Origin of the sequence: Pseudomonas sp. SG-MS2 (assembly GCF_009933855.1) — a bacterium.
GTDB lineage: Bacteria > Pseudomonadota > Gammaproteobacteria > Pseudomonadales > Pseudomonadaceae > Aquipseudomonas > Aquipseudomonas putida_E.
On the sequence record NZ_MOMO01000032.1, the window covers coordinates 1 to 24,823 of the forward strand.

The following is a 24,823-nucleotide window of genomic DNA, read 5'->3' on the forward strand; positions in this document are numbered from 1 at the left end:
CACCTTCATCGCGTTCCTCTGCATCGGCCTGCCGATCGCGGTGCTGCCCAGCTATGTACACGACCAACTGGGCTTCGGTGCGGTGGTTGCCGGGGTAACCATCGGCCTGCAGTACCTGGCTACCCTGCTCAGCCGGCCTTTCGCAGGCCGTGTGGCCGATACGCTGGGCGGCAAGCAAGCGATCCGCTACGGTTTGCTGGGCATCGCGGCCTGTGGAATATTGACGCTGGCCTCGGCCTGGACCTTGAATGCGCCCTTGCTGAGCCTTGCGCTGCTGCTTGGCGGGCGCGTGCTGCTCGGGCTCGCACAGGGCCTGATTGGCGTTGCCACCCTGAGCTGGGGTATCAGCCAGGTGGGGCCTGAACATACGGCCAGGGTCATATCCTGGAACGGCATCGCGTCATATGGTGCCATCGCCATCGGGGCCCCCGTTGGCGTGCTCGCAGTCGATAGCCTGAATTTCAGCGTGCTCGGCCCAGCCTTGATACTGCTCGCCGCCCTGGCAATGCTGGTGCTGCGCAAACGCCCGGACGTGGTGGTGGTGCGCGGTGAGCGCCTGCCGTTCTGGTCTGCGTTCAGCCGTGTGGCGCCTTGCGGCCTTGGGCTGACCCTGGCTTCGATCGGCTATGGCACCCTGACCACCTTCGTCACGCTTTATTATCTGGAACGTGGATGGGCAGGCGCCGCTTTGTGCCTGAGTGCCTTCGGTGTGTGTTTCATCATTTCGCGGCTGTTGTTCGTCAACGCCGTCAACCGCTTTGGCGGTTACAACGTGGCGGTTGCCTGCATGGCCACAGAAGTGCTCGGCCTGAGCCTGTTGTGGCTTGCGCCCTCCCCGCTCTGGGCGCTGGTCGGGGCCGGCCTCACCGGTTTCGGCCTGTCGCTGGTGTACCCAGCCTTGGGCGTTGAAGCCATCAAGCAGGTGCCCAGCAGCAGCCGGGGTGCCGGGCTGGGGGCCTATGCGGTGTTCTTCGACATGGCATTGGCCATCGCCGGCCCGGTCATGGGCGCAGTGGCGGCACACCTTGGCTATGCGTCGATATTCTGCGTCGCGGCCCTGCTGGCCCTCACTGGGGTTGGCCTGACGTTGTTGCTGGCGCGGCGCAGCCGTCGCGGCTGAGCCTTGCCTATGAAAAACGGCAGCCGCGCAAGCGAGAGCCGTTTTTTATTACAGGTTGTTCATGCCGTGGCGAACAGCTCACTGGCAATCTGCGCCTGAGCAGCATCGATGGCCTTGCTGCGGTGCTCCGGGCCATAGGCCAGGCCGTGGGCGCGAACGATCTCCAAGTCGGTGATGCCGATGAAGCCCAGGAACACCTTGAGGAAGTCTTCGTGGCCCGCGCCGGTCGGCTGGCCAGCGTGCAGGCCGCCAGCGGTGGAAACCAGTACTACTTTCTTGTCACCGCACAGGCCTTCAGGGCCTGCCTCGGTGTAGCGGAAGGTCTTGCCGGCCACTGCAACGCGGTCGATCCAGGCCTTGAGCTGGGTCGGTACGGTGAAGTTGTACATCGGCGCACCAATCACCACGGCGTCGGCGGCAAGAAACTCGTCCAGCGTTTCGGCGCTGAGCTTGGCTTCGAAGGCAAGGGCTGCATCGCGAACGTCTTCCGGGGTGCCGGCTGCAACCAGGGTGGCAGCAGAGAAGTGGGCAATGGCGTCGGCGGCGAGGTCACGATAGACCACTTCGATGCTCGGGTCAGCGGCTTTCCAGGCCTGGACCACTTCACGGCTCAGTTGGCGCGAGGCGGAATTGTCGCCCAGGATGCTCGAATCGATGTGCAACAGTTTCATGGGACTCTCCTGTGAATGAAGACCGCAGCATTGGGCGATCACGATGGAGAGAATCCTACCGGACCGTCGAATAGCTGAAAAGCCAGCAAAAATGCGTTAGTTTGTCCCACAGATAGAACAGTGAGACAGCCCTCATGCAAGACCTCAACGATCTCTTCTACTTCGTTCGCGTAGTCGAAGCCGGTGGCTTCGCCGCCGCCGGGCGCCAGCTGGGCATCCCCAAGTCGCGTCTGTCGCGGCGCATCGCCGAACTGGAAGAGCGGTTGGGCACGCGGTTGCTGCAGCGCACCACGCGCCAACTGAAGCTCACCGCGGTGGGTGAACGCTATCTGCACCATTGCCAGGCCATGCTGCTGGAAGCCGAGGCCGCTGACGAGGCGGTGGCCAGCATGAGCAGCGAGCCGCGGGGGCGCTTGCGGGTGTCCTGCCCGGTAGCGTTGGCCCATGCGTTCCTGCCGGACGTCATCAGCCGATTTCTGGAGCTGTACCCCCAGGTGCAACTGGACATGGTGTTGCTCAATCGCCGTGTCGACCTGATTTCCGAAGGCATCGACGTTGCCCTGCGCGTGCGAGAGCTGGGCGACGAAGACCCGGCGCTGGTCACGCGCCGGCTGCGCCAGGCGCAGATGCAACTGGTGGCCGCGCCCGGCTTTGCCGATCATGTCCGTGAGCCGTCCGAGCTGGCCTCCTTACCGGTACTGGGCGCTGCTGAAGCAGACCGGCTGGTGCATTTGCGCCTGCTGGGGCCCAATGGTCGCCAACAGGAAATCGCCCTGGAGCCACGGTTGGCCATCGATGATTTTGTGGTGCGCAATGCCGCCGTACGTGCCGGGCTGGGATTTACTGCGTTGCCGAGCATGTTCTGCGAGCATGAACTCGAACGCGGCGAGCTGGTGCGGCTGCTGCCGGACTGGTCGCTGCCGGGGGGCTATCTGCAGGCGGTTTACCCGCATCGGCGTGGGTTACTGCCTGCAGTACGAGTATGGATCGATCATCTGGCAGCATCGTTCGAAGCGTGTGGAGACCGTTATGTCTAGACAGACCATGACCGAGGAACAGGTGGCGGCGTTTTGCCTGGCGCTGCCCGGCGCACGGGAAGACTACAAGTGGGGCGGAATCCGGGTATTTTCGGTTGCCGGTAACAAGATGTTCGCAGTACTCGACCTGGCGGGGGCTGGCTTGTCGTTCAAGGTGGCCGATGAGCTGTTTCTGGGCTACTGCGACAGGCCAGGCGTGCGCCCGGCACCGTATCTGGCACGGGCGCGGTGGATCAGCATGGCGCCGCCCTACCCCATGGGCCGGGAAGAATTGTGTGACCTGCTGCAGCGCTCGCACCAGTTGGTGGTGCGGCGGCTGGCGAAGCGCTTGCAGGTGGGCCTGCTGATGTGAGGGCCCGCGAAGGGCAGTAAGAGGCCATCACCCCAGAGACAGTACATGCCCACCCAGAAACAGGTGATCAACCCAGAACATCTGGTGCAGCAATACAATCGCCCAGAACACTATCTGGTAAGAGGCCTTGCGTGTCTTGTGCCGGTAAAGCTGCTGGGCGATCAGCGCACCTGGCCAGCCACCCAGTAGCTCACTGGCATGCAGTACCTTCTCTGGCGTGCGCCAGGCCTGGGTACGGGCCTGCTGCTTATCCTGCCAATACAGCAGAACTGTAACCAGGCTTACAGCGGGATAAATCGCCAACGGCAGCCATGACTGCCCGCTCCAGGCCATCTGCGCCGCGCCCGCCAGCGGCAGCAGGCACAGCACCCCAAGCATCAGCAGCTTGAGGCGTACATTGCGTACGCCCTCTACCTTGAGCGCAGCACGCCGTTCTGCCGTTTGTGTCCGAGCCATATCAGCCGTGCGCCGTCGACCAGTCGACCCAGCCGAACTGCCAGGTGGCCAGGATCAGCAAACCGAAAGCTATGCGGTACCAGGCGAAGGCCGCATAACTGTGGTTGGCGATGAACTTGAGCAGGCCGCGCACTGCGATCATGGCGAAGATGAACGAAGTCACGAAGCCAATCGCGAACACTGGCAGATCGCTCGGCTGGAACAGGTCACGGTATTTGTAACCCGAGTACACTGCCGCACCGACCATGGTCGGCATTGCCAGGAAAAACGAGAACTCGGTGGCTGCCTTGCGCGACAGGCCGAACAGCAGGCCGCCGATGATGGTCGAGCCGGAGCGCGACGTGCCCGGGATCATCGCCAGACACTGCACGAACCCGATCTTCAAGGCATGCGACCAGCGCATGTCATCGACGTGGTCGACCGCCACGCTGTGGGTGCGGCGCTCGGCCCAGAGCATGATCACACCGCCGATCACCAGCGCCGTCGCCACGGTGATCGGGTTGAACAGATATTCATGGATCAGGTCGGCGAACAGCACCCCCAGCACCACCGCCGGCATGAACGCCAGCAGCAGGTTGGCGGTGAAACGCCGCGCCGCCGGCTGGCTTTTCAGCCCGAACACCACATCGAGGATCTTGCGCCGAAACTCCCATACCACCGCCAGGATGGCCGCCAACTGAATGATGATGTTGAAGGCCATGGCCCGTTCGCCACCAAAGCCGATCAGGTCAGCAACGATGATCTGGTGACCGGTACTGGAGATCGGCAAAAATTCTGTCAGTCCTTCGACCACGCCCAAGATGATTGCCTGAAAGGCAGTCCAAAAATCCATCATTCCCCCGGTTGGAGCGCTGCTGCTTGCAGGCCCCTTGTTCTTGATTTGCTTGTGATTGCCGCATGCGGCGCGGCCTTTTTACAGCGTCAGTTGGGACCCGTGCCAGTAGAAAAGTTCACGTGGCCTAAAGGTTTCATCTCGCGCGGCCGAAATCCTAGCAGAGCGGCTTGGCAAAGGCTTGCCCGGCATGCGGCATCACAGCCATTAACTAGCACTTAGCCATTAGTCGGGTTTGGCCAAGCGCCAAAGCATGCTTGGATGCACCTTCATAAAAAGAACAATGCGGGAGTGCCGTTCATGAAGACCTTGAGGTCAATGTCGATCAGCCGCCGTTTGTGGCTGATACTGCTGGTTGCAGTGGCAATGCTGGTGATGCTCGGCCTGCTGATGCTGCGTCAGATCCATGGCGACCTGTACCAGGCCAAGGCGGAAAAAACCCGCCATGTGGTGCAGACCGCTGCGGGCGTGCTGGCGTATTACCAAGGCCTGGAGGCCGCAGGCACGCTCAGCCGCGATGCGGCCCAGCAACAGGCCCTGCAGGTGGTGCGCGCACTGCGCTACGACCAGAACGACTACTTCTGGATCAACGACCTGGCGCCGAAAATGATCATGCACCCGGCCAACCCCAAGCTCGATGGCCAGGACCTCTCCGCCATTCGCGATCCTGACGGTTTCGCCGTATTCAACGAAATGGCTGCCCTCGCCCGCAGCCAGGGCGCAGGCCCGGTCAATTACCGCTGGCCCAAGCCTGGTGCCAGCGAACCGGTGGCCAAGACTTCTTATATTCAACTGTTCAAGCCATGGGGCTGGATCATCGGCTCTGGCGTGTACATCGATGATGTGCAGGCTGAATTCGCCCGCCAGTTGCGCCATGCCTCGCTGGTGGGCCTGGGTATCGCCCTGCTGATGGCTCTGGTGGTCATGCTCATCGCCCGCAGCATCGCGCGCCCGTTGCAGGAAGCGGTACAGGCGATGGGCAACATCGCCAGCGGCGAAAGCGACCTGACCCGACGCCTGGATACCCATGGCCGTGACGAAATCACCCACTTGGGCGAGCACTTCAACCGTTTCAACGGCAAGTTGCAGCGTGTGGTCGGCCAACTGCAGGGCGCGGCGCACTCGTTGGCGCAGTCCGCCGGGCATGTCGGTGACAATGCCGGTGCCGCGCAACAACGCAGCGCACAGCAATCGATGCAGATGGACCAGGTGGCAACAGCGGTCAACGAGGTGACCTACGCGGTGCAGGACGTGGCCAAGACCGCGGAGCAGGCTGCAGGCGAAATGCGCGCAGCGCAGCAGCAGGTGGAGCACGGGCAGCAAGCGATCCATGGCAGCCTGCAGCAGATCGACCGGCTTTCGGCAACTATCGAGCAGGCGGTACAAGTGATCCGTGACCTCGCCGGGCACAGCACGAAGATCGGCGGGGTGCTGGAGGTGATACGCTCGATCGCCGAACAGACCAACCTGCTGGCCCTCAATGCGGCCATCGAAGCGGCCCGCGCCGGCGAGCAGGGCCGTGGCTTCGCGGTGGTGGCTGATGAGGTGCGGCTGCTGGCCCAGCGCAGCGCGCAATCGACGGCAGAGATACACACCATGATCGAGCACCTGCAAGGTCAATCGGACGCCGCGGTCAAGGCCATCGCCACCAGCAGCGAAGCTTCGCGCCAGACAGTCGAGCAAGCCCGGGAGGCTGGCTCCAGCCTGGACGCCATCAGCCAGGCGCTGCACAACCTCACCGTGCTCAATGCCACCATTGCCAGCGCGACCTTGCAGCAGTCGCATGTGGTTGAGGAGATCAATCGCAATGTGCTGGACACCGCCGGGTTGTCGCAACAGACCGCCGATGCAGCGCGCCAGTCCAGTGATGCCGGCGTGGCGCTGGGGCGCCTGAGCGAAGAGTTGGAGCAACTGCTGCGCCAGTTCCGGGTATGAGGACACTCGTGGGAGCCGGCCCGTCGGTTCCCACTGGCATGCGCCAGCACTTGCTGCTGGCCTTCTACTCCTTCCTGCGCCCACACGCTACAATCGCGCCCCTTACCCTCTCCAAGGATCGCCGATGTCCGGCCTCGAACTCATCGCCGCCGTGCTTGGCGTCACTGCCGTCTGGCTCACCGTCAAACAGAACGCCTGGTGCTGGCCTATCGGCCTGGTGATGGTGCTCATTTATGGCTGGCTGTTCTTTGAGGTGAAGCTGTACTCAGGGATGCTGCTGCAACTGGCCTACGCCGGTTTGCAGTTGTACGGCTGGTGGCAATGGAAACGACCAGACCGGGTAGAGGACGCACGCGCAGTGTCGCGCCTGCCCGTGAAGGCTGTGTTCACAGGGCTGGCAGCGGGCCTGGTGCTCAGCGTTGCCCTTGGCGCAGCCATGGCCCACTGGACCGACGCCGCTCTGCCTTGGCTGGACGCTACGCTGACGGGCTTGAGCCTGGTCGCGCAACTGTGGATGGCGCAAAAACGCCTGCAGTGCTGGCCACTTTGGTTGGTGGTCGACCTGTTCTATGTTGGCCAGTACCTGCACCAGCAACTGTATTTCACGGCGGGCTTCTTCGGCGTGCTGACCCTCATTGCCGTGCGTGGCTGGCTGGAATGGGGCCGTGATCCGGCGTTGCAGCCAAGCAAGGTGCAACCATGAAGGTCTTGGTACTGTGCGGCCCGGAGTCCAGCGGCAAAAGCTGGCTTAGCGGCGAAATCCAGGCGCACTTTGGCGGTGTGGTGGTCAGCGAGTACGTGCGGCATTTCATCGACCAGCACTGCCGCGACACCTGCTACGCCGATATCACCCCCATCGCCCGCGGCCAGTTGGCCTGGGAAGACCAGGCCCGGGAGATGGCGCCGCCGTTGCTGATCCTCGATACCCACCTGCTCAGCAATATGCTCTGGAGCCAAGCGCTGTTCCAGGATTGCCCACCCTGGCTTGAACAGGCCTTGCTTGCACGCCACTACGACCTGCATCTGCTGCTCAGTCCGCAAGGGGTTGACTGGGTTGCCGATGGCCAGCGCAGCCAGCCCGACCTGGCTGACCGCCAGGCATTCTTCGATGACAGCCTGCAATGGCTGCAACGCCATCGGCAAAGGCTGCAAATCATTGATGGCCACTGGCCACAGCGTAGCGCCTCAGCATTACGTGCCGTGCAACACCTGCTGCTGGGCACAGCGCCGCACTGCCCCACCGAGTGTTAAACCGGTGATACACCACGCTGGGCGTTGACCCCCGTATTTGCGCACTTCCCCACCAATTGCGGGGGGAGTGTCAAGCAGGTGAGACATTGTTGAAAAGAGCGCTGCAGGCAACGTGCATAGCGTGCAAAACGGCGAGCGGCGGCAAATCTGTCTCTGCGCTGATACAACAACTTCCAGCCGCTCCCAGCTAGATTCTGCAAGCCACTGAATTCAAAGCCTTATCCAAAAGCGGCACGCCTCCTGCTCTCCTCCTCGCAACGCTGAACTAGGCCAGCGCTCGAAGAAGGAATCGCCGTCGTGAGCACACTGGATAAAGGCATTACCCGCCTCTTGCTTGTCGGTTGCGTACTGGGGGCAAGCATGGCGCTGCCGGTCCAGGCCGACAACGGCATCATCGTCATCACCCGCGATGTACAACCTCGGATGGCGATACGTGCGCCACTGGCGCCTGACCCCAACCCCACTACCGCCAACGCCAACCCATCCGCATACGTGCTCAAACAGAGCAACGAATTGAGCGATGGCGACTTCGCCAACATCACCAGTGGCACGGGAATCTCTTCGCTGATCACCCAGCAGACCGACAACCTGGGCGGCAACATCAGCAACCAGAACCAGCTACCGAACCTGGCAGCAGGCCGTGGCACAGGCTCGGGCAACGGTATTTCCAACATGGTCAACTCAAGTGTTCAGCGTGGCCTCGCCCCTCTGCAGATCCTTACCGGAGGCAAATGAGATGAGGCAGACGCTGTCTATCATGGCCGTGTTGTTCAGTGCATCGGCCCTCGCCCAATCCCCCGTTCCTGTGCTCAACAATGCCACCATCGACAGCTCCGGCGCGCAATACCAAGGCAACTTCAGCGTAAACCAGGCCGCCGGCGACCGGCAGCAACAGGCCAATGCCCGGGCTTTTGCGATGGGCCACGGGGCAGATGCAACTACGCAGATTCGCCAACGCCAGCAGTCGATCGTCGACCCCAACATGGGAGCCACCGCCAGCATTCAGGGCGACGCCTTCAGCCATGGCAGCGGCGCTCTTGGCGTCAACCAGAGCGCAGGCGCCAGCACCCAGCAGGCCAATGCCCTGCGCATCAGCATCAGTACACAACCGCAAAGCATCGATGACAGCGTCCTGTTGCAGCAGAACGTGGCGCTGATCAACAGCTCCGATCCAACTGATACCTCACCCGGCTATCGCCAGGTCACTACCGGTGACCAGGCATTCACCGGTAGTCGCGGGGTCATCCAGCTGAATCAGAGCGCCGGGGTGGGCAACCAGACGGCAAACACCCTGAGCGTACGGGTCGCGAACTGACCCAAACAGGTGAGAACAACACTTAACCTAAAAAGACGGAGAAACACCATGAAACCCTCGATGGCAATCAAGCCTCTGGTTTTCGCAATTGCTGCGGTCATGGCTGTTGCTGCACAAGCGGATCAGAACGACAGGCGTGGCAACGGCCACAACCACAACTACACACCACCGGCAAAAGCCGTGTACACCAGTGCCACTGCTGAAGCGACCGACATTCAGAGGAGCACTAACAACAGCATCCGCAACGAAGGCACCATCAACGAAGCCGAGATGAGCAGCTCCGGTACTGGCGCAAGTGGCAACGTGGGCGTCAACGTGGCAGCCGGTAACGGCAACCAGCAGGACAACGCCGCGGCCATCGCCAACACGTCGTCCGACAATGCCGACATCGACAACAGCTTCGTCTTCGGCACAGCCACCGCAACCGCCGATGTTGTCCAGCGCAGCAACAATAACACCGTCAACAACTGGTCGACCCAAAGCTCCGCGGTCATGAGCGGCTCGGCCGATGGCAGCAGCGGCAACATTGGTATCAACGTGGCTGGCGGCGACCTGAACCAGCAGAAAAATACCATGGCCATTGCCAACAACAGTGCCGGTATCGGTAACTCGACCGCCACCGCTTCGGCCGATCAGAATGGCCCTGGCCTGGAAGTCAACAACCGCGCCGACCGTACCTATACCGTCGATACGTTGACCTTCACCACCAGCAAGAGCGGGTCGTCCTCGCGTAGCGGCTCGTTCGATGCGAGCGTCGACAAGAGCTCCAGCTCGAGCTTCAGCGTGGCTGGCTCCAACAGCAGCAGCGCCAGCGGTTCGAAGAGCAGCAGCTCCAGCGGCTCTAGCAGCATGAACGCCAGCGGCTCCAACAGCAGCAGCGCCAGTGGCACCAACAGCATGGCTGCCAGCGGCTCCAGCGGTTGGGATGCCAGTGGTTCGGCCAGCCGGGACCACAGCTCTTCGTCTAGCGCTTCGCTGAACGCCTCGCTCGATGCCAGCATTGAGGGCAGCGCCTCTTCCTCCGAAACGTTTGGCCGCTTCGAGCGTTCTCGCAGCTCCGACTTCGATGCATCGCTCAACGCATCGCTTGACGCCTCGGTGGACAAGTCGCATGACTCGGCCAGCAACTCGTCGTTCGACAAGTCCTACAACTCGTCCTTCGACAAGGCGTATGACTCTTCGTATGACCGTACCCGTGACTCGTCCTATGACAAGTCTCGCGATACCGCCTACGAGAAGGCACACGATTCGGCATGGGAAAAAGCGAGCGCTTCGGCCTACGAGAAAGCTGGCGAAAAAGCGTCGGAATCTTCGGACAGCATCTCGAAGAGCTTCAGCGAGTCTAGCGAGTTTGCGCTGAGCAACACCGTGTCGTTCCAAGTGCTGACCCCGACCGGCTGGGCCAACCCTGTGACCAACACCGCGACCCTGAGTGGTTCGGTCAATGGTGGCAGCGGCAACCTGGGCGTCAACGTGGCAGCAGGTGTGGGCAACCAGCAAAGCAACTCGCTGGCCATCTCCAACACCTCGATGTAACAACTGCGGCCTGGAGGCCCCCTTCGGGGGGCCTCTTTCTAACAAGAAAAAGCAGGGGGCGTCGAACATGCGCATGATCGCCTTGGCAGTGTTGCTGAGCATGGCCGGTGTCAGCGAAGCAGCCCAGATGCCATTGTCCGTGCTACCGGGTGGCGCGGTGATCTACAAACCCATCCAGAGCATCCGCGAGCGCAAGTTCGCTGACCTGGTACAGCAGAAAACCGACTTCAGTTGCGGCGCCGCATCTCTGGCAACCATCCTGCGCCAGGCCTACTGGCTTGACGTCGACGAACAACACGTGATCGAGGGGATGCTGGCACACGCTGACCAGGATCTGGTCCGCACCCAAGGCTTCTCGATGCTCGACATGAAGCGCTACGTGGAAAGCCTGGGCATGCGTGCCCGCGGCTACCGGGTAGCCCCGGACACCTTGCACAGTATCCGCATACCGGTAGTCGTGCTGCTGGACATCCGCGGCTACAAGCACTTCGTGGTGATGCAAAAAGTCGATAAAGGCTGGGTATACGTCGGCGACCCGGTACTAGGGCACAAGCGCTTCAAGATCGATGACTTCGTCAAAGGCTGGAACGGCATCATCTTCGCCGTCATCGGCCAAGGGTACGACAAGAACAATATCCTGCTCGATCCGCCGCTGCCGCTGAGCGCCAAGAACCGTGTCAGCAACTTCACCCCGGTGCAGGACGCCGAGCTGATGGACTTCGGCTTCATCCAAAGCGATTTCTTCTAATGACAATGGGCAAGACGCTCCGGGAGCATCCCATGAAGACTTCAATCTGGCTGGCCGCCATTTGCCTGGCCGCCAGCCTTCCGACACAGGCAGAAACGTTCAAACCGATCGAGCTGAAGGATCAGGAACTGGCCAACCTGCGCGGGCGCTACGTTATGCCTGGGCGCATCGTCAGCTTTGGCATCGTCATGACCAGTACCTGGCAGAACGCCAACGGTGAAGTGATTGGTGCAACCTCCGCGATGCAGATCCAGCAGTCGACCATCAAGCCGCAGTTCTATGTATCGATGATCAATGAAAAAGGCACAGGCAGGCCGCAATCGGGCAGCGCCGGCACCGGTACCGTCACCGGCGGCGGTGGCCTGAACAGTACCGAAGGCGTAACCCAGGTCGTGCGTGCTGCCGGCGATTACAACACCGCCCATAACAATGTCGACATCAATGTCACCAAGGCCAACGAAGCGTCAGCGGCACAACCCCAAGGCCAGGCCCTGGCCGCAGGTACCACGCTGGTCGGTGCCAATGGCGCAGGCTCGCTGAGTGTCACCTCCAGCGGCACCGGCGTGCAACTGAGCATCATCGCCAGCAACAACCAGGGCAACACCGTGCAGCGCCTGGGTCAGGGTGGCCTTATGCAGAACACTACCCTGCTCGGCGCCAGCAACCGCGTCAGCAACCTGACGTCGCTCAATGTGGTGCTGCGTGATGCGCCCACAGCCGGATCGATGGCCCCAAACCTTGATCAGCTCAAAGGCCTTCGTAATCTCGGATACTGATCTACGCTCAGTCTCATCGTATGTAGTCAGAAGGGACGGCTAACCCATGCACCGTTTGTTGACGTTCAGAGCTATCGTTTGTTTGACAACCTTGGCCCCGGCCACTCTGCTACAGGCGGCAACCGACCCACAGGTCGAAACTCTCAAACAGGAACTGATGGCGCTCAAAGAGCGCTATGAAGCCCAACAGAATGCACTGATGGTACTGGAACAACGCCTGCGCCAGGTGGAGGAGGCGCCGCGAGCGCCAGCGCCCAAACGCCTGACAAAGTCCCCCGCCGAAGGCGTCAAGGGTGGCCAGACCGTGGCATCGGGCGCTCCTGGGACCACCGGCAGTTCCTATGGCCAATCGCTGCAGGATGATTCGGAACCTGCGCAAAGTGTGTCCAACCTGTACGACGAAGCCAGCGGTTTCTTCGGCGGCGGCAAGTTCAGTGTCGAAACCGGGCTGACCTACACCCACTACGACACGCGCGCCTTGACCCTTAACGGCTTCCTCGCCCTCGATTCGATCTTCCTCGGCAACATCAACATCGACCGCATCAAGGCAGACAACTGGACGCTGGACCTGACGGCACGCTACAACGTCGATCAGCGCTGGCAGTTCGACATAAACGTTCCCATTGTCTACCGCGAATCGACCTACTCTTCCGGCGGTGCGGGGGGTGCTGCCGGTGTCAGCTCCGATGGTACCGTTACCCGCGACCCCGCCCTCGGTGATATCAACGTCGGCGTGGCCTATAAGTTCCTCGATGAGTCGGAGAACTGGCCCGACGCAGTCGCCACATTACGCATCAAGGCGCCCACCGGCGACGACCCCTATGGCATCAAACTCATCCCGGTCGCCGGTAATGACAACCTGGCTGTCCCTGAGGACCTGCCGACCGGCAACGGTGTCTGGGCGATCACGCCCGGCATCTCGCTGGTCAAGACCTTCGACCCGGCCGTGCTGTTCGCCAGCCTGTCCTACACCTACAACATGGAGGACTCGTTCAGCGACATCAGCCCCACGGTCAACACCAAGGTGCCTGGTGACGTGAAACTCGGCGACTCTTGGCAGATCGGCGGCGGTATTGCGTTTGCCTTGAACGAAAAAATGAGCATGTCGTTCTCGGTCACCGATCAGTTCTCGAGCAAGAGCAAGATCAAACCCGACGGCGGTGACTGGCAGTCAATCACCAACAGCGACTACAACGCGGCGAACTTCAACATCGGCATGACCTTCGCGGCCTCCAACAACCTGACCATCGTCCCGAACCTTGCCATCGGCCTGACCGATGATGCCCCTGACTTTTCCTTCAGCCTGAAGTTCCCTTACTACTTCTGACGTCACTGTAACCGGGCTCCCGGCGGGCCCGGCTTTTGGTAACCAACCCTTAAGTCAGCCGCTTTCATGACCCCACCCTGCTATGATTGCCCATACATTTGTGACGTTTTAACGGCAATCAAGGAAAGTTTTTGTGAAAAACCCGCACGGCCATCCGCATACCCGGCTCGTAGCCCTTGCGACCCTGGTAATAGTGATACCCCTGGCTGCGCGCACCCTGCTGGGTTGGTCCAACCCGCTTGGCTATCTTTCGGACCTTGCCTTGGGCAGCCTGCTGGTGCTGCTGTTGTACCGCAGGCCCTGGTGGCTGGCCACGCCCGTGCTGCTGGCGTGGGCTGCATTGTGGGTCGCTTCGGCAGAGCTGGTCAGTGCAGTGGGCCGGCTGCCTACCAGTGCCGACCTGAGTTACCTGTTCGATACACAGTTCATGGAAAACTCCACCGACGGCGGGCTTGCCCATGCCTGGCTGCCGTGGGTCATGGGCGCTGGCTTGCTGGTTTGGGCGCGCTCTGCCTGGCGCAGCCGCACAACGCCTGACGCACCGCTGGGCCCCAAGGCGCTGGCCATACCGTTGACGTTGTTTGGTTTGCACTGGGGCGCTCAGCATCTGGCGCCGTCCGACGCCGATCAGTGGCGCCAGTACAACCTTCCCCATCAGCTCCTTTCCGTCGGCGTCGGTACGCTGCAGCACAAGGCACTGAGCTGGGCCGGGCAAACGCAACCGATCACCCCCCTTCCCACTGCCGGCCTGACCCAGTCAGACCTGAACGGCCAGAAGTTGCCAAGCGGGCGTGCCCGCAACCTGCTGGTGATCACCCTCGAAGGCATCCCCGGCGCCTACGTGCGGCTTAACCGTCAGGCCCTGCACAGCCGTTTTCATGAAAACCTGATGCCCAACCTCAGCCGCTGGGCAGAGCGTGGGATGAACACGCCAGACTACGTATTGCATACCCACCAGACCATTCGTGGCCTGTATGCGATGCTTTGCGGTGATTACGACAAGCTGGCCAACGGTACGCCAAAGGGTATGGAACTGCTCACCCAGCATCAGCGCAACCAGGCTTGCCTGCCAGCCCAGCTGCGCCAGGCCGGCTTCACCACGCATTACCTGCAAGGCGCTGGCCTGCGCTTCATGGCCAAGGACCGCATCATGCCGCACATCGGTTTCGACTCGGTGCACGGCCTGGAATGGTTCAGCAACGAGAACTACCTGCAATTCCCCTGGGGCAAGGATGACCGCGCGTTCTTCGAGGGCGCGCTAGACTACGTGGGCCAGCTCAGGCAACAAGACCGCCCCTGGATGCTTACCCTGCTGACCGTGGGTACCCACCAGCCATACTCGGCGCCCGCTCAATACCTGGAGCGGCATGACACAGCCAAGCAGGCTGCGGTGGCTTATCTGGATGACGCAATCGGTGCATTTCTCGACAACCTCGAACGCCAAGGCGTGCTTAAAGATACGCTGGTCGTAATAACCTCCGACGAGTCCCACGGTATCGACGGCGTGCGCCTTGCCTCCTCTTGGGGCTTCAACCTGACCTTGGCCCCGGAGCAGGCGCAGCTACCCCATATCAAACATGGCACCTATGGCCATATCGATCTGGCAACGTCCTTGCTCGATTATTTCGCCCTGCCAATACCTGCCGCCTTGGGCGGCCGCTCGCTTTACCGCGATTACGATACGGGTCGCGAGATGATTTCCTACACCAACGGCATGTTGCGCTACCACGATGGCCGGGGTGTATTCACCGAATGCGACTTCCAGCAGCGCTGCCGCCGCTATGCCAGCGAGGGCTTCATTGCCGAAAAGGCCAAGTACCTCGGCGCTGGTGACAGCCGACTCGGTGCTCAACTCGGCGCGCTGGCCGGCGTGCTGGATCAGTCCTTGCTGCAGACGCCGCTCAACCTGCGCTATCAGTTCGGCGGCCCCTCGCCCATCCAGTTGCAAGCGCGAATTCGCGATGACTGGGCCGATAACCTGATTGGCGCGCAGTACCTGGAGATGCCTGGGGGGTCACGCACACGAGTACGGGTCAAGGTACGCGCACTCGATCCACAGCATGCCGCCTATATTCAACTCAAGGCCAAGGAACTGGAGCAGGATGTGCCATTGGGGCTGCCTGACGAAATTCGTGTGACTGCCGCCGAGCCGCTGGAGATGGAGTTCGGCTTCGACAACCCGACGCAGCGCAAGGCGTTTTCGTTCCACCTGCTGGGGTATGGCGCAGGGGAAGTCGAAGTCAGCGATTTCAGTGTGATCACGGCGCTGCCAGGCGAAGAGGAGACGGCCGAAGAGGGTTCGGACGGGCATATCGCTCAGTCGAGCTGAGCGGCTCTCTGTGGGAGGCGCCTCCCAAGGTAGGCGCCGCTACAAAAAAATTCAGCGAATCTGGTGCTTGTGCAATAGCCGATAGAACGTAGGCCGTGATATTCCGAGCACCTTTGCGGCAAAGCTCAGGTTGTTGCTGTGCCTGTTGAGCACATCACACAAGGCCTGACGTTCTGCCCGATGCTTGTAGTCTTCCAGGGTACCCAACGGCAGATCTTCCTGTTCCAGTACATGCAGGCCAAGGTCTTGAGCCTCGATCTGTCGCCCTTCTGCCAGCACCAGCCCCCGACGCACCCGGTTGGCCAGCTCCCGCACATTGCCCGGCCAATTATGGCGGCCCATTGCAGCCAAAGCGTGGTCACTGAATGTGCGCGGCCTGCGGCCTGTTTCCAGGCTGTAGAAATGGGAAAAATGGTTGGCCAGCATCGACAGGTCACCATGCCGGTCTCGCAAAGGTGCTGTCACTACCTGCAAGACATTGAGCCGGTAGTACAGGTCTTCGCGAAAGCGGCCTTGTTCGATGGCACGCTCCAGGTCCACGTGCGTCGCCGCCAGCACCCGCACATCGACCGGTATCGGCTGGTTTCCACCTACCCGCTCGATGTGCTTTTCCTGCAAAAACCGCAGCAGGTTAGCCTGTAATTCCAACGGCAGGTCGCCAATTTCGTCGAGGAACAAGGTGCCGCCATGGGCTGCTTCGATACGGCCGACCTTGCGCTGGTGGGCGCCAGTAAAAGCGCCCTTCTCATGCCCGAACAGCTCCGACTGGATCAGGTGCTCGGGTATCGCACCGCAATTGATGGCGATAAACGGCATTTCGCAGCGCTGCGACTGCCGATGCAGGGTGCGAGCGACCAGTTCCTTGCCTGTACCGCTTTCTCCGCGAATCAACACCGGTGATTCGGTTGGGGCCAGCTTGCCCAGCAGTTTGCGCAATTCGAGAATCGGCCGGCTGTCGCCGAGCAGCTCGTCCTTGAGGCCATCGATCGGCACGCTTCCCTTGCCCCGCAAGCGGGCCATGCCAAACGCGCGCCCCAAGGTCACCAGAACCCGAGACACATCGAACGGCAAGGTATGGAAGTCGAAGAACCACTCGCAAACGAAGTCACCCACATTCTGAATTCGCAGTTGTTCGGCGTTGAGCACCGCGATCCATTCGGTGTTGCTGCGCTTGATCATGTCCTTGACTGCATCCGGGTGTCGCAAATGCGAATCCTGCAAGCGCAGCAGGCCAATATCGCAACGGTGCTCCAGCGCCAGGTCAAGGCTACAGCTGTGAACATCCCAACCGGCGTTTTCAAGACCGGGCAACAGGCGGTGGCAATCGTCGCAGGGGTCGACGATGAGCAAGCGACGAAGGGATGCGGTTTCGTGCATGACCGTTCCTTGGCGCCAGATTATGGTTTTTTACGAGAAAACAGTAAGTTGCGGCGCCCATTTAACAGTAGCAACGAACTTGACGCTGCCCACTACCGTCTGTCCGCCCATTTCTGACGGTTTTCGGGCATTCGGGAATTTTTCGTAATAAACGGCGTCACAGGCGGCGCAGGAAACAAAAAATGTGTGCGTCGTAAAAAAATTTACAACCACTGTGTGACTTCACCCCTAACTTGGAGCATCAGTACAAATAACCCCGCGCTGCGTATCGCGACAACCTGAAGCGATAGCAGTTACGCGGACTTGAATTTCGATGTTTGGGACCATAGAGAGACCGAACCATGAATGCCCCGCTCCGTGTCAACGAAGCACTGCTGATCGCCGACCACGCCTTCGAACCCTTCCAGTGCGTCGCCTGGGATGCACCCAACGGTACTGGTGAGCTGAGCCTGGCAGTGATCGACCGGACCAGCACCCGTATCGGCAGCAAGCAAGTGTCTTCGCGCATCTATTCCGACCCGGCCCAGTGGGCCAGCCTGATCGAAGAAGTGCGTGCCGAACTGTGCCAGAAAGGCTATGCCCTGCAACCCTGGTCGATGCCGAAGTAATATCAGAGTTTGCGTGCAAGTGCGTGTTCGGCACGCACTTGTGCAACTTTCCAGTACCACTCAGGCAACTTGCAGAACTGCGACAAAGTGTCGCCCCACCCTCGCGCAGTGCATCACTCTTTTAGCTTGAATTGCTCGATATGCTGATAGCGTGCTTGCAATTGCATGGCAAGTTGCTGTGCCCGCCCCAGACGAACCGGCGCCATTTCCATGTCCACCAATAGTGTGGCACAGGGCATCGGCTGCAGATCATTTGAGCGCTGCAGACGTCCATCGGTGAATACCAGGCAGCGCTGCTGCTCCTGTGGGTGGGCTTTTTGCCTTGCCTGCAGCCAGCGCCTGCCCTGCTCCAGGGCTGCGATCAGCGGCGTACCGCCGCCAGCACCCAATGCGTTCAACCAGGGTTGCAGTGACGCCGAGGCTTTCAGGCCATGACGCTGCCACTGCGGTGCACCGCCGCTGGCGGTCAGCAAGGCTAGTCGCGCACGCTGGCGGTAAGCCTGGTCGAACAACTCTGCCAGCAGCCCTTTACTCTGTGCCAGTGCCTTGTGCCGGCGGGTGGAGGCCGAAGCATCGACGATCACCAGCCACAGCTGGGCAGCACTGCCTTGGCGCTGTTGCCAGCAAAGGTCTTGGCGCACGCGTGGTCGCCCTTTCAGCAAAGTAGACAGCCAGGCCACGCGGCCCTTCCCCGCTGCACGCACGCGGCCACGGCTGGCACCGCTCAGCTTACCGACCCGGGGCAAGGCATCCGCCACATTAGTGCCTGGCGGGCGGATGCTCAGGGCTTTTTTGCCCAGTTCGGCACCTCACGCCGGGCACCGCTGGCCACAGGCTGCGCAGGCAGCGCGCCCCAATCACCCTGCCCGCCCTGGCTATGCCCATCGCGACCGCCTGCCTCGGGGGGATTGGAAGGTGGTGCCACCTCTGGCGGTACGCGGCGTCGATGGCGCAATGCGAATTCCGCGACCGCATCGACATCAAGCTCCTCGATCGCCTCGCCACCGCGCCAGGCACAATGGGCGCGGGCGGCACGTAGCCAGACCAGGTCTGCACGCAGGCCGTCGACCCCAGCGGCGAAACAGCGCTCGGTGATCCAGGCCAAGGCCTGATCGTCCAGCGCTATCGCTGCCAGCCCCTGACGCGCCGCATGACAGCGTTCGCGCAACTGTGCCTGAGCAGCGGCCCACTGTTCACAGAACGCCAGGGGGTCGGTGTCGAATGCCAAGCGACGACGAATGATCTGCTGGCGCGCCTGTGGCGCGGGCAAGCCATCGAGCACCACATTCAGACCGAAGCGGTCGAGCAGCTGCGGACGCAACTCGCCTTCTTCGGGGTTCATGGTGCCAATCAGAACGAAACGGGCACTGTGGCGGTGGGAAATGCCGTCACGCTCTATACGGTTGGTGCCGCTGGCAGCCACATCGAGCAAAAGATCGACCAAGGTGTCGGGTAGCAGGTTGACCTCATCGACGTACAGCACGCCGCCATCAGCCTGGGCCAGCACCCCTGGCGAAAATTGCGCCTTGCCCTGCCCCAGTGCCGCATCGAGGTCGAGCGTGCCGACCAGCCGTTCCTCACTGGCGCCCAGCGGCAGGGTGACGAACGGCCCCTCACCGAGCAGGTCGGCCAAGCCGCGAGCCAAGGTACTTTTGGCCATGCCACGCGGGCCCTCGATCAGCACGCCGCCGATTTTCGGGTCGATTGCGGTCAGGCACAGCGCCAGCTTCAGGTCGTCTGCACCGACCACGGCCGCCAGGGGAAATTGCACGGGTTCACTCATTTCAAGCTTGTTCCTCGCCGTCGAGCAACTGCTCCTCAAGGGCTTCGCGGTATTCACTAGGCGCTTCCCAGAGCCCGCGCTGCTGGGCCTCCAGCAATCGCTCGGTGAGGTCTCGCAAAGCCTCGGGGTTATGCTCACGCATGAAGTCGCGGGTCGCCGGGTCGAGCACATAGGCATCGGCCAGCGACTGATAATGATGGTCATCGATCAGGTGTGTGGTGGCATCGAAAGCGAACAGGTTGTCGACCGTCGCCGCCAGTTCGAAGGCGCCCTTGTAGCCGTGCCGCTTGGCCCCGTCGATCCATTTGGGGTTGAGGGCTCGGGCGCGAATGACCCTGTTCAGTTCCTCTTTGAGGGTGCGGATACGCGGCCGATCGACCTGGCTGTGGTCGCCGTGATAACTGGCCACCACCGCACCGGACAAGGTTTCGGACGCCGCCAGCATGCCACCTTGAAACTGGTAATAGTCGTTGGAATCGAGCAGGTCGTGCTCATGGTTGTCCTGGTTCTGCAGCACCGCCTGGACCTGGCCCAGCCGCCTGGCGAACTGAACACGCGCCGGGGTGCCTTCGTCACTGCCACCGTAAGCGTAGCCGCCATGGTTGAGGTACACCTCGGCCAGATCGTCCCGGCTATGCCACAGGCGGCCATCGATTGCATTCTGCACCCCGGCCCCGTAGGCGCCGGGCTTGGCGCCGAATACCCGCCAACCGGCCTGGCGTGCAGCCTGTTCGGCCTCCACCCCTTCAGCCTGCAGCGCCGCTCGCTCGGCACGCACCCGCGCCGCCAGGGGGTTGAGGTCATCCGGTTCGTCCAGCGCCGCTACCGCCTGTACCGCGGCATCGAACAGGCGGATCAGGTTGCCGAAGGCATCGCGGAAAAAGCCCGAGACACGCAGGGTCACATCCACCCGTGGGCGATCGAGCAGGCTCAACGGCAGGATCTCAAAATCGTCGACACGCTGGCTACCGGTAGCCCATACCGGGCGCACGCCCATCAGCGCCATGGCCTGGGCAATATCGTCACCGCCGGTGCGCATGGTTGCCGTGCCCCACACCGAAAGGCCAAGCTGGCGCAAATGGTCGCCGTGGTCCTGCAAATGGCGCTCGAGGACCAGGTTCGCTGAGGCGAAACCCAGGCGCCAGGCAGTCGTGGTGGGCAGGTTGCGTACATCCACCGTATAGAAGTTGCGGCCCGTGGGCAGTACATCCAGGCGACCGCGGCTGGGTGCCCCGCTGGGGCCGGCTGGTACGAAGCGCCCCGCCAATGCTGCGAGAAGGCCATTGATCTCGGCCGGCCCGCAGGCATCCAGGTCTGGAGCTACCTGCTCCTGTAAGGCCTGTACCACCTGGCGTACCGGCTGCCATTGCGCCTCGTCGGGCAATTGCAGAGCGCCGCCCAAAGCTTGCTCGATCACCTGCAGAGCCAGCAGTTCAAGGCGTTCCCGGCTGTCGCCAAAGGTACGCCACGGTGCTTCGCTTACGGCCTGCAGTAGCGCCGGGCGCGGTCCCGCCCAGTTTTGCCCCAGGTCACAGTCCAATGGGTCGAAGCCCAGCACCAAAGCCTTGGCGAGTGTGCGCAACAAACTGGCGTTACCACCCCGACCATCACCGCGCTCGACCCGAAGCAAAGCCAGCAAGGTGTCGATCCGCAGGCGGGCTTGCGGAGACTGGCCAAATACGTGCAGGCCATCACGAATCTGCGATTCCTTGAGATCGCACAGGTAGGTATCCAGGCGTGGCAGCCATACGGCGGCGTCGTCCAGTTGCCCTTCCAGTTGCAGCTCCCGGTCGATGTGGTTGGCCTTGACCAGCTCGAGAATGTCGCGCTGCAGCTCACGGGCGCGGCGCGGGTCGAGCATCTGCGCTTCGTAGAACTCGTCAGCCAGCTGTTCAAGATGGCGCAACGGGCCGTAGGTTTCGGCTCGGGTCAACGGTGGCATCAGGTGGTCGATGATCACTGCCTGCGTGCGGCGCTTGGCCTGGGCACCCTCGCCCGGGTCGTTGACGATAAACGGGTAGATGTTCGGCAGCGGGCCGAGTAGCGCATCCGGCCAGCACTGGTCAGACAGGCCGACGCCTTTGCCGGGCAGCCACTCCAGGTTGCCATGTTTGCCCACATGGATGACCGCATCGGCGGCAAAGGCGTGGCGCAGCCAGAAATGGAATGCCAGGTAGCCATGCGGCGGAACCAGATCCGGGTCGTGGTACACCGCACTGGGGTCGACCTGGTAACCGCGTGCCGGCTGGATGCCGACGAAGGTCAGGCCATAGCGCAGCCCGGCCACCATCAGGCGGCCGCTGCGGTACATCGGGTCCTGCTCGGGCGCCCCCCAGCGTTCCAGCACAGCCTTGCGGTTGGCTTCGGGCAGGCGCTCGAAAGCGGCCTGGTAATCTGCCAGGCTCAGGCTCTGGGCGCAGGGGCGCTGGTCGAGGTGATCGAGATCGTTGGTGACGCCGCCGAGCAATTGGTGAATCAATTGGGTGCCGCTGTCCGGCAGTTCGCCCAGCGGGTAGCCTTCAGCCTGCAGCGCCTTGAGAATGTTAAGCGCCGCCGCAGGGGTATCGAGCCCAACACCATTGCCGATGCGCCCGTCCCGGGTCGGGTAGTTGGCCAGCACCAGCGCAATGCGCTTTTGCCCATTGGGCAGGCGCGCCAGCGCCACCCAGCGCCTGGCCAGCTCGGCGACAAAATCCATACGCTCCGGATGGGCGCGATAGCACACTACGTCAGACTGGCTGCGCTCGCTGCGCCAGGCCATGTCCTTGAAGCTCACCGGCCGGGTAATGATGCGCCCGTCCAGCTCGGGCAAGGCAATGTGCATGGCCAGGTCGCGTGCGCCCAGGCCTTGCTCGCTGGCTTCCCAACCAGGTTGGTTGTCTTGCGCACAGATGGCCTGCAGCACCGGTATGTCCCGGCGAAACGGCCGCAGGCTGGGACGCTCCGGACTGGACATGGCAAAGCCCGTGGTATTGATCAGGACCTCGGCGCCCGCTTCGTCCAGCCAGTTTTCGACCTGTTCCAGGCAGGCGCTTTCCTTGAGGCTGGCAACGGCGATCGGCAGCGGATTGAGGCCGGCCGCCTGCAGGCGCTGGCAAAACACGTCGATGAACGCGGTATTGGCTGCCTGCAGGTGCGAGCGGTAGAACAGTAGCGGCGCTACCGGGTGCTCCGGGTGCCACTGGGCGTACCAGTCCTGGAGCGTGGCATTGGAAGTGCCCGGGTGATACACCGAGGTGCGTGGCAACGGTTGCGGTGCATCCCAGCTGTAATCGCGGCCCAGCCACTGGCTGGCAAGGTACTTGAACAGATTGACGGCGTTGGCCTTGCCGCCCTGACGCAGGTAGTGCCAAAGGCGCTCGGCTGGCTCTCCAGTGACGGTGCCAAGCCCGGTCAATTCCGGATCGGGGCGGTCGTCACCGGGCACCAGGATCAATTGCACGCCGCGTGAAGCCAGTTCGACCAGTTGTTCCACCCCATAGCGCCAGTAGCCGACGCCACCGTGCAACGACACCAGGATCACCTTGGCGTGGCGCAGCACCTCGTCGACATACAGGTCGACGGAGGCATGGTTCTGCACCTGCATGGGGTTGGCCAGGCGCAGGCTGGGGTAGTCGTCCGGCAGTTGCTCGGCGGTTTCGGCGAGCAACGCCAAATGCGAGTCGCCGCTGCAGAGGATCACCAGCTCGGCGGGTGTCTGGCCGAGGTCGGCGATGCTGTCGTCCGGCACGAAGCCGCCGGGCTGGGTCCGCAGCAGGTGCATGGGTCAGGCGCCCAGTGCCTGGCGCAGACGCGCTTGCAGATGCGCGGCATCAAGGTCTTGGCCGATCAGCACCAGGCGGGTGATGCGCGGCTCATCGGCACGCCAGGCGCGGTCGAAGTGCTTGTCGAAACGGGTGCCTACACCCTGCACCAGCAGGCGCATCGGCTTACCGGGAATGGCCGCGAAGCCCTTGGCGCGGAGGATGCCGAACTCCACCACCAGTTGGGTCAGGGCATCGAGCAGCAGCGCTTCGTCGGCCTCTGGCAGGTCGATGGAGATGGAGTCGAAGGCATCGTGATCGTGATCATCGTGGCCTTCACCGTCGTGATGCGAATCATGGTGAGTGCGGCGGCCATCGATGTGCGCCTCGGACTCTGCCCCGACGCCCAGCAGCACGTTCAGCGGCAGGCGGCCGCTGCTGGCCTCGATCACCTTGACCGCAGGCGGCAATTCTTCGGCCACTTCGGCGCGCACTTTGGCCAGGCCTTCGGCGTCGATCAGGTCAGCTTTGTTCAATACCACCAGATCGGCACTGGCCAGTTGATCGGCGAACAATTCGTGCAGCGGCGACTCATGGTCCAGGTTGGGGTCGAGCTTGCGTTGGGCGTCGACCTGGTCCGGGTAGGCGGCGAAGGTACCGGCGGCGACAGCTGGGCTGTCGACCACGGTGATAACCGCGTCGACGGTGCAGGCGTTGCGGATTTCCGGCCACTGGAAGGCTTGCACGAGCGGTTTTGGCAGCGCGAGGCCGCTGGTTTCGATGAGGATGTGGTCGAGGTCGCCACGGCGCGCCACCAGTTCACGCATGACCGGGAAGAATTCTTCCTGCACGGTGCAGCAGAGGCAGCCGTTGGCCAGTTCGTAGACGCGGCCGCTAGCCTCTTCTTCGGTGCAGCCGATGCTGCACTGCTTGAGGATTTCACCATCGATGCCGAGTTCGCCGAACTCGTTGACGATGACTGCGATGCGGCGGCCTTGGGCGTTGTCGAGCATGTGCCGGAGCAAGGTGGTCTTGCCCGAGCCGAGAAAGCCGGTGACGATGGTGACGGGGAGTTTGGCCAGTGTTTTCATGTCGCGTTGCCCTTGGCAGGATGGCGCGGGCATGCGGGACGAAAGCCGCGGCCAGGTTGGCCGGGCTCGTTCGCCACCGGATCACCCCGCCCGGTTGATAGTCGAAAACGTTGCGAGGCAGGTCTCCTGGCTTGCACCGTTGCGGCCCTTTCGATCACGGGGCTGGCGGGATGACGCCTTCCCGCGCTTGGGCGCAGTGGCTGTGTCGATCCGTTACCGGTGCTTACAGTTGCGGGGGCAGCCGCGGCTTGTACCGCGTTCCCGTCTTAGCTTCGGCCTGGCCGAAGAACCTCGAAGCGGCAAGGCTACGCGGGGGGTGGCAGGTGGTCAACTGTTGGCGTGCACCACCCACACCCCTCTCCAATTAACCCTGCTGTTGCTGTCTGTTGCTGTTGCTGTTGCTGTTGCTTTTCTAGCGCGCAAGTACAGGCACCACAGATTGCGACTTCAGGAGGCCGAGCGCAGGTCTTGCGGAGGGAGGTGACGGGCATGGATGCCCGTCAAGCGCTTCGGCCCATGGATGGGCCGTGAGCGCG

22 protein-coding genes and 1 riboswitch are annotated in these 24,823 nt (G+C 62.2%); of the genes, 14 read left to right on the top strand and 8 right to left on the bottom strand.

Annotation, left to right across the window (positions count from 1 at the left end):
* On the top strand, nucleotides 1-1,120 hold a 1,120-nt coding region (locus tag BLX42_RS02730), incomplete at its 5' end, for an MFS transporter (protein WP_161871088.1).
* 59 nt (nucleotides 1,121-1,179) lie between these two features.
* On the opposite strand, the gene BLX42_RS02735 is transcribed toward BLX42_RS02730, so the two are convergent.
* Entirely contained in the window at nucleotides 1,180-1,791 is a 612-nt protein-coding gene (locus BLX42_RS02735; protein WP_115274714.1) for an FMN-dependent NADH-azoreductase, read from the bottom strand.
* 134 nt (nucleotides 1,792-1,925) lie between these two features.
* On the opposite strand from BLX42_RS02735, the gene BLX42_RS02740 reads away from it, so the two are divergent.
* Nucleotides 1,926-2,828: a LysR substrate-binding domain-containing protein gene (locus tag BLX42_RS02740; protein WP_046786126.1), complete on the top strand. Its 903-nt coding sequence runs from the start codon at nucleotides 1,926-1,928 to the stop codon at nucleotides 2,826-2,828.
* Nucleotides 2,829-2,835: 7 nt separating this feature from the next.
* Nucleotides 2,836-3,180: an MmcQ/YjbR family DNA-binding protein gene (locus tag BLX42_RS02745; RefSeq protein WP_371316860.1), complete on the top strand. Its 345-nt coding sequence runs from the start codon at nucleotides 2,836-2,838 to the stop codon at nucleotides 3,178-3,180.
* Between the two features lie 27 nt (nucleotides 3,181-3,207).
* Here BLX42_RS02745 and BLX42_RS02750 read toward each other — a convergent pair whose 3' ends face one another.
* The gene (locus BLX42_RS02750) at nucleotides 3,208-3,636 is read right to left on the bottom strand and encodes a DUF1294 domain-containing protein (RefSeq protein ID WP_161871089.1); all 429 of its coding nucleotides are present in this window, start codon (nucleotides 3,634-3,636) and stop codon (nucleotides 3,208-3,210) included.
* Nucleotide 3,637: 1 nt separating this feature from the next.
* On the bottom strand, nucleotides 3,638-4,468 hold the full coding sequence (locus tag BLX42_RS02755) for an undecaprenyl-diphosphate phosphatase (RefSeq protein WP_012314606.1): 831 nt from the start codon (nucleotides 4,466-4,468) through the stop codon (nucleotides 3,638-3,640).
* Nucleotides 4,469-4,768: 300 nt separating this feature from the next.
* Here BLX42_RS02755 and BLX42_RS02760 point away from each other — a divergent pair, with 300 nt between their 5' ends.
* The 10 genes from BLX42_RS02760 to BLX42_RS02805 all read left to right on the top strand — a co-directional run bounded on the left by BLX42_RS02760 (nucleotide 4,769) and on the right by BLX42_RS02805 (nucleotide 15,685).
* Nucleotides 4,769-6,403, top strand: a complete 1,635-nt coding sequence (locus tag BLX42_RS02760) for a methyl-accepting chemotaxis protein (RefSeq protein ID WP_161871090.1) — start codon at nucleotides 4,769-4,771, stop codon at nucleotides 6,401-6,403.
* A gap of 124 nt (nucleotides 6,404-6,527) precedes the next feature.
* The gene (gene pnuC / locus BLX42_RS02765; protein ID WP_161871091.1) at nucleotides 6,528-7,106 is read left to right on the top strand and encodes a nicotinamide riboside transporter PnuC; all 579 of its coding nucleotides are present in this window, start codon (nucleotides 6,528-6,530) and stop codon (nucleotides 7,104-7,106) included.
* A complete protein-coding gene (locus BLX42_RS02770; RefSeq protein ID WP_046786122.1) occupies nucleotides 7,103-7,654 on the top strand; it encodes an AAA family ATPase in 552 nt (183 codons plus the stop codon). The genes pnuC and BLX42_RS02770 overlap by 4 nt, the downstream gene beginning before the upstream one ends.
* Nucleotides 7,655-7,951: 297 nt before the next feature.
* A complete protein-coding gene (locus BLX42_RS02775) occupies nucleotides 7,952-8,389 on the top strand; it encodes a hypothetical protein (protein ID WP_046786121.1) in 438 nt (145 codons plus the stop codon).
* Between the two features lies 1 nt (nucleotide 8,390).
* On the top strand, nucleotides 8,391-8,969 hold the full coding sequence (locus BLX42_RS02780) for a hypothetical protein (protein ID WP_046786120.1): 579 nt from the start codon (nucleotides 8,391-8,393) through the stop codon (nucleotides 8,967-8,969).
* 48 nt (nucleotides 8,970-9,017) lie between these two features.
* Nucleotides 9,018-10,505: a hypothetical protein gene (locus tag BLX42_RS02785; RefSeq protein ID WP_046786119.1), complete on the top strand. Its 1,488-nt coding sequence runs from the start codon at nucleotides 9,018-9,020 to the stop codon at nucleotides 10,503-10,505.
* Nucleotides 10,506-10,572: 67 nt separating this feature from the next.
* Nucleotides 10,573-11,253 (top strand): C39 family peptidase, encoded by a 681-nt coding sequence (locus BLX42_RS02790; protein WP_115274704.1) that lies wholly within the window; start codon nucleotides 10,573-10,575, stop codon nucleotides 11,251-11,253.
* 32 nt (nucleotides 11,254-11,285) lie between these two features.
* Nucleotides 11,286-12,029: a hypothetical protein gene (locus BLX42_RS02795; RefSeq protein ID WP_161871092.1), complete on the top strand. Its 744-nt coding sequence runs from the start codon at nucleotides 11,286-11,288 to the stop codon at nucleotides 12,027-12,029.
* Between the two features lie 46 nt (nucleotides 12,030-12,075).
* Entirely contained in the window at nucleotides 12,076-13,356 is a 1,281-nt protein-coding gene (locus tag BLX42_RS02800) for a transporter (protein ID WP_115274703.1), read from the top strand.
* A 133-nt stretch (nucleotides 13,357-13,489) separates the two neighbouring features.
* Nucleotides 13,490-15,685 (top strand): LTA synthase family protein, encoded by a 2,196-nt coding sequence (locus tag BLX42_RS02805; RefSeq protein ID WP_161871093.1) that lies wholly within the window; start codon nucleotides 13,490-13,492, stop codon nucleotides 15,683-15,685.
* A 51-nt stretch (nucleotides 15,686-15,736) separates the two neighbouring features.
* Here the strand turns inward: BLX42_RS02805 and BLX42_RS02810 are convergent, their stop codons facing one another.
* Nucleotides 15,737-17,062, bottom strand: coding sequence for a sigma-54 dependent transcriptional regulator (locus tag BLX42_RS02810; RefSeq protein ID WP_115274701.1), 1,326 nt, complete (start codon nucleotides 17,060-17,062; stop codon nucleotides 15,737-15,739).
* A 341-nt stretch (nucleotides 17,063-17,403) separates the two neighbouring features.
* On the opposite strand from BLX42_RS02810, the gene BLX42_RS02815 reads away from it, so the two are divergent.
* Nucleotides 17,404-17,670, top strand: coding sequence for a hypothetical protein (locus BLX42_RS02815; protein ID WP_012314620.1), 267 nt, complete (start codon nucleotides 17,404-17,406; stop codon nucleotides 17,668-17,670).
* A 113-nt stretch (nucleotides 17,671-17,783) separates the two neighbouring features.
* On the opposite strand, the gene BLX42_RS02820 is transcribed toward BLX42_RS02815, so the two are convergent.
* From BLX42_RS02820 to cobW, 4 genes are all read right to left on the bottom strand, one after another.
* Nucleotides 17,784-18,374: a VWA domain-containing protein gene (locus tag BLX42_RS02820; protein WP_161871095.1), complete on the bottom strand. Its 591-nt coding sequence runs from the start codon at nucleotides 18,372-18,374 to the stop codon at nucleotides 17,784-17,786.
* Between the two features lie 77 nt (nucleotides 18,375-18,451).
* Nucleotides 18,452-19,453: an ATP-binding protein gene (locus BLX42_RS02825; protein ID WP_119687080.1), complete on the bottom strand. Its 1,002-nt coding sequence runs from the start codon at nucleotides 19,451-19,453 to the stop codon at nucleotides 18,452-18,454.
* A gap of 1 nt (nucleotide 19,454) precedes the next feature.
* Entirely contained in the window at nucleotides 19,455-23,216 is a 3,762-nt protein-coding gene (cobN, locus tag BLX42_RS02830) for a cobaltochelatase subunit CobN (protein ID WP_161871094.1), read from the bottom strand.
* Nucleotides 23,217-23,219: 3 nt separating this feature from the next.
* Nucleotides 23,220-24,287, bottom strand: a complete 1,068-nt coding sequence (gene cobW / locus BLX42_RS02835) for a cobalamin biosynthesis protein CobW (RefSeq protein ID WP_046786111.1) — start codon at nucleotides 24,285-24,287, stop codon at nucleotides 23,220-23,222.
* A gap of 98 nt (nucleotides 24,288-24,385) precedes the next feature.
* A riboswitch (cobalamin riboswitch) is annotated at nucleotides 24,386-24,596 on the bottom strand.
* Nucleotides 24,597-24,823: the final 227 nt, after the last annotated feature.

Excerpts from the sequence above, each read along its gene's own strand:
- BLX42_RS02825 (WP_119687080.1), bottom strand. The coding sequence starts at position 19,453 with ATGAGTGAACCCGTGCAATTTCCCCTGGCGGCCGTGGTCGGTGCAGAC.
- BLX42_RS02810 (WP_115274701.1), bottom strand. The coding sequence starts at position 17,062 with ATGCACGAAACCGCATCCCTTCGTCGCTTGCTCATCGTCGACCCCTGC.
- BLX42_RS02770 (WP_046786122.1), top strand. The coding sequence starts at position 7,103 with ATGAAGGTCTTGGTACTGTGCGGCCCGGAGTCCAGCGGCAAAAGCTGG.
- BLX42_RS02750 (WP_161871089.1), bottom strand. The coding sequence starts at position 3,636 with ATGGCTCGGACACAAACGGCAGAACGGCGTGCTGCGCTCAAGGTAGAG.
- BLX42_RS02785 (WP_046786119.1), top strand. The coding sequence starts at position 9,018 with ATGAAACCCTCGATGGCAATCAAGCCTCTGGTTTTCGCAATTGCTGCG.
- BLX42_RS02745 (WP_371316860.1), top strand. The coding sequence starts at position 2,836 with ATGACCGAGGAACAGGTGGCGGCGTTTTGCCTGGCGCTGCCCGGCGCA.
- BLX42_RS02815 (WP_012314620.1), top strand. The coding sequence starts at position 17,404 with ATGAATGCCCCGCTCCGTGTCAACGAAGCACTGCTGATCGCCGACCAC.
- BLX42_RS02790 (WP_115274704.1), top strand. The coding sequence starts at position 10,573 with ATGCGCATGATCGCCTTGGCAGTGTTGCTGAGCATGGCCGGTGTCAGC.
- pnuC (WP_161871091.1), top strand. The coding sequence starts at position 6,528 with ATGTCCGGCCTCGAACTCATCGCCGCCGTGCTTGGCGTCACTGCCGTC.
- cobN (WP_161871094.1), bottom strand. The coding sequence starts at position 23,216 with ATGCACCTGCTGCGGACCCAGCCCGGCGGCTTCGTGCCGGACGACAGC.
- BLX42_RS02740 (WP_046786126.1), top strand. The coding sequence starts at position 1,926 with ATGCAAGACCTCAACGATCTCTTCTACTTCGTTCGCGTAGTCGAAGCC.
- BLX42_RS02800 (WP_115274703.1), top strand. The coding sequence starts at position 12,076 with ATGCACCGTTTGTTGACGTTCAGAGCTATCGTTTGTTTGACAACCTTG.
- BLX42_RS02735 (WP_115274714.1), bottom strand. The coding sequence starts at position 1,791 with ATGAAACTGTTGCACATCGATTCGAGCATCCTGGGCGACAATTCCGCC.
- BLX42_RS02760 (WP_161871090.1), top strand. The coding sequence starts at position 4,769 with ATGAAGACCTTGAGGTCAATGTCGATCAGCCGCCGTTTGTGGCTGATA.
- BLX42_RS02755 (WP_012314606.1), bottom strand. The coding sequence starts at position 4,468 with ATGGATTTTTGGACTGCCTTTCAGGCAATCATCTTGGGCGTGGTCGAA.
- BLX42_RS02795 (WP_161871092.1), top strand. The coding sequence starts at position 11,286 with ATGAAGACTTCAATCTGGCTGGCCGCCATTTGCCTGGCCGCCAGCCTT.
- cobW (WP_046786111.1), bottom strand. The coding sequence starts at position 24,287 with ATGAAAACACTGGCCAAACTCCCCGTCACCATCGTCACCGGCTTTCTC.
- BLX42_RS02780 (WP_046786120.1), top strand. The coding sequence starts at position 8,391 with ATGAGGCAGACGCTGTCTATCATGGCCGTGTTGTTCAGTGCATCGGCC.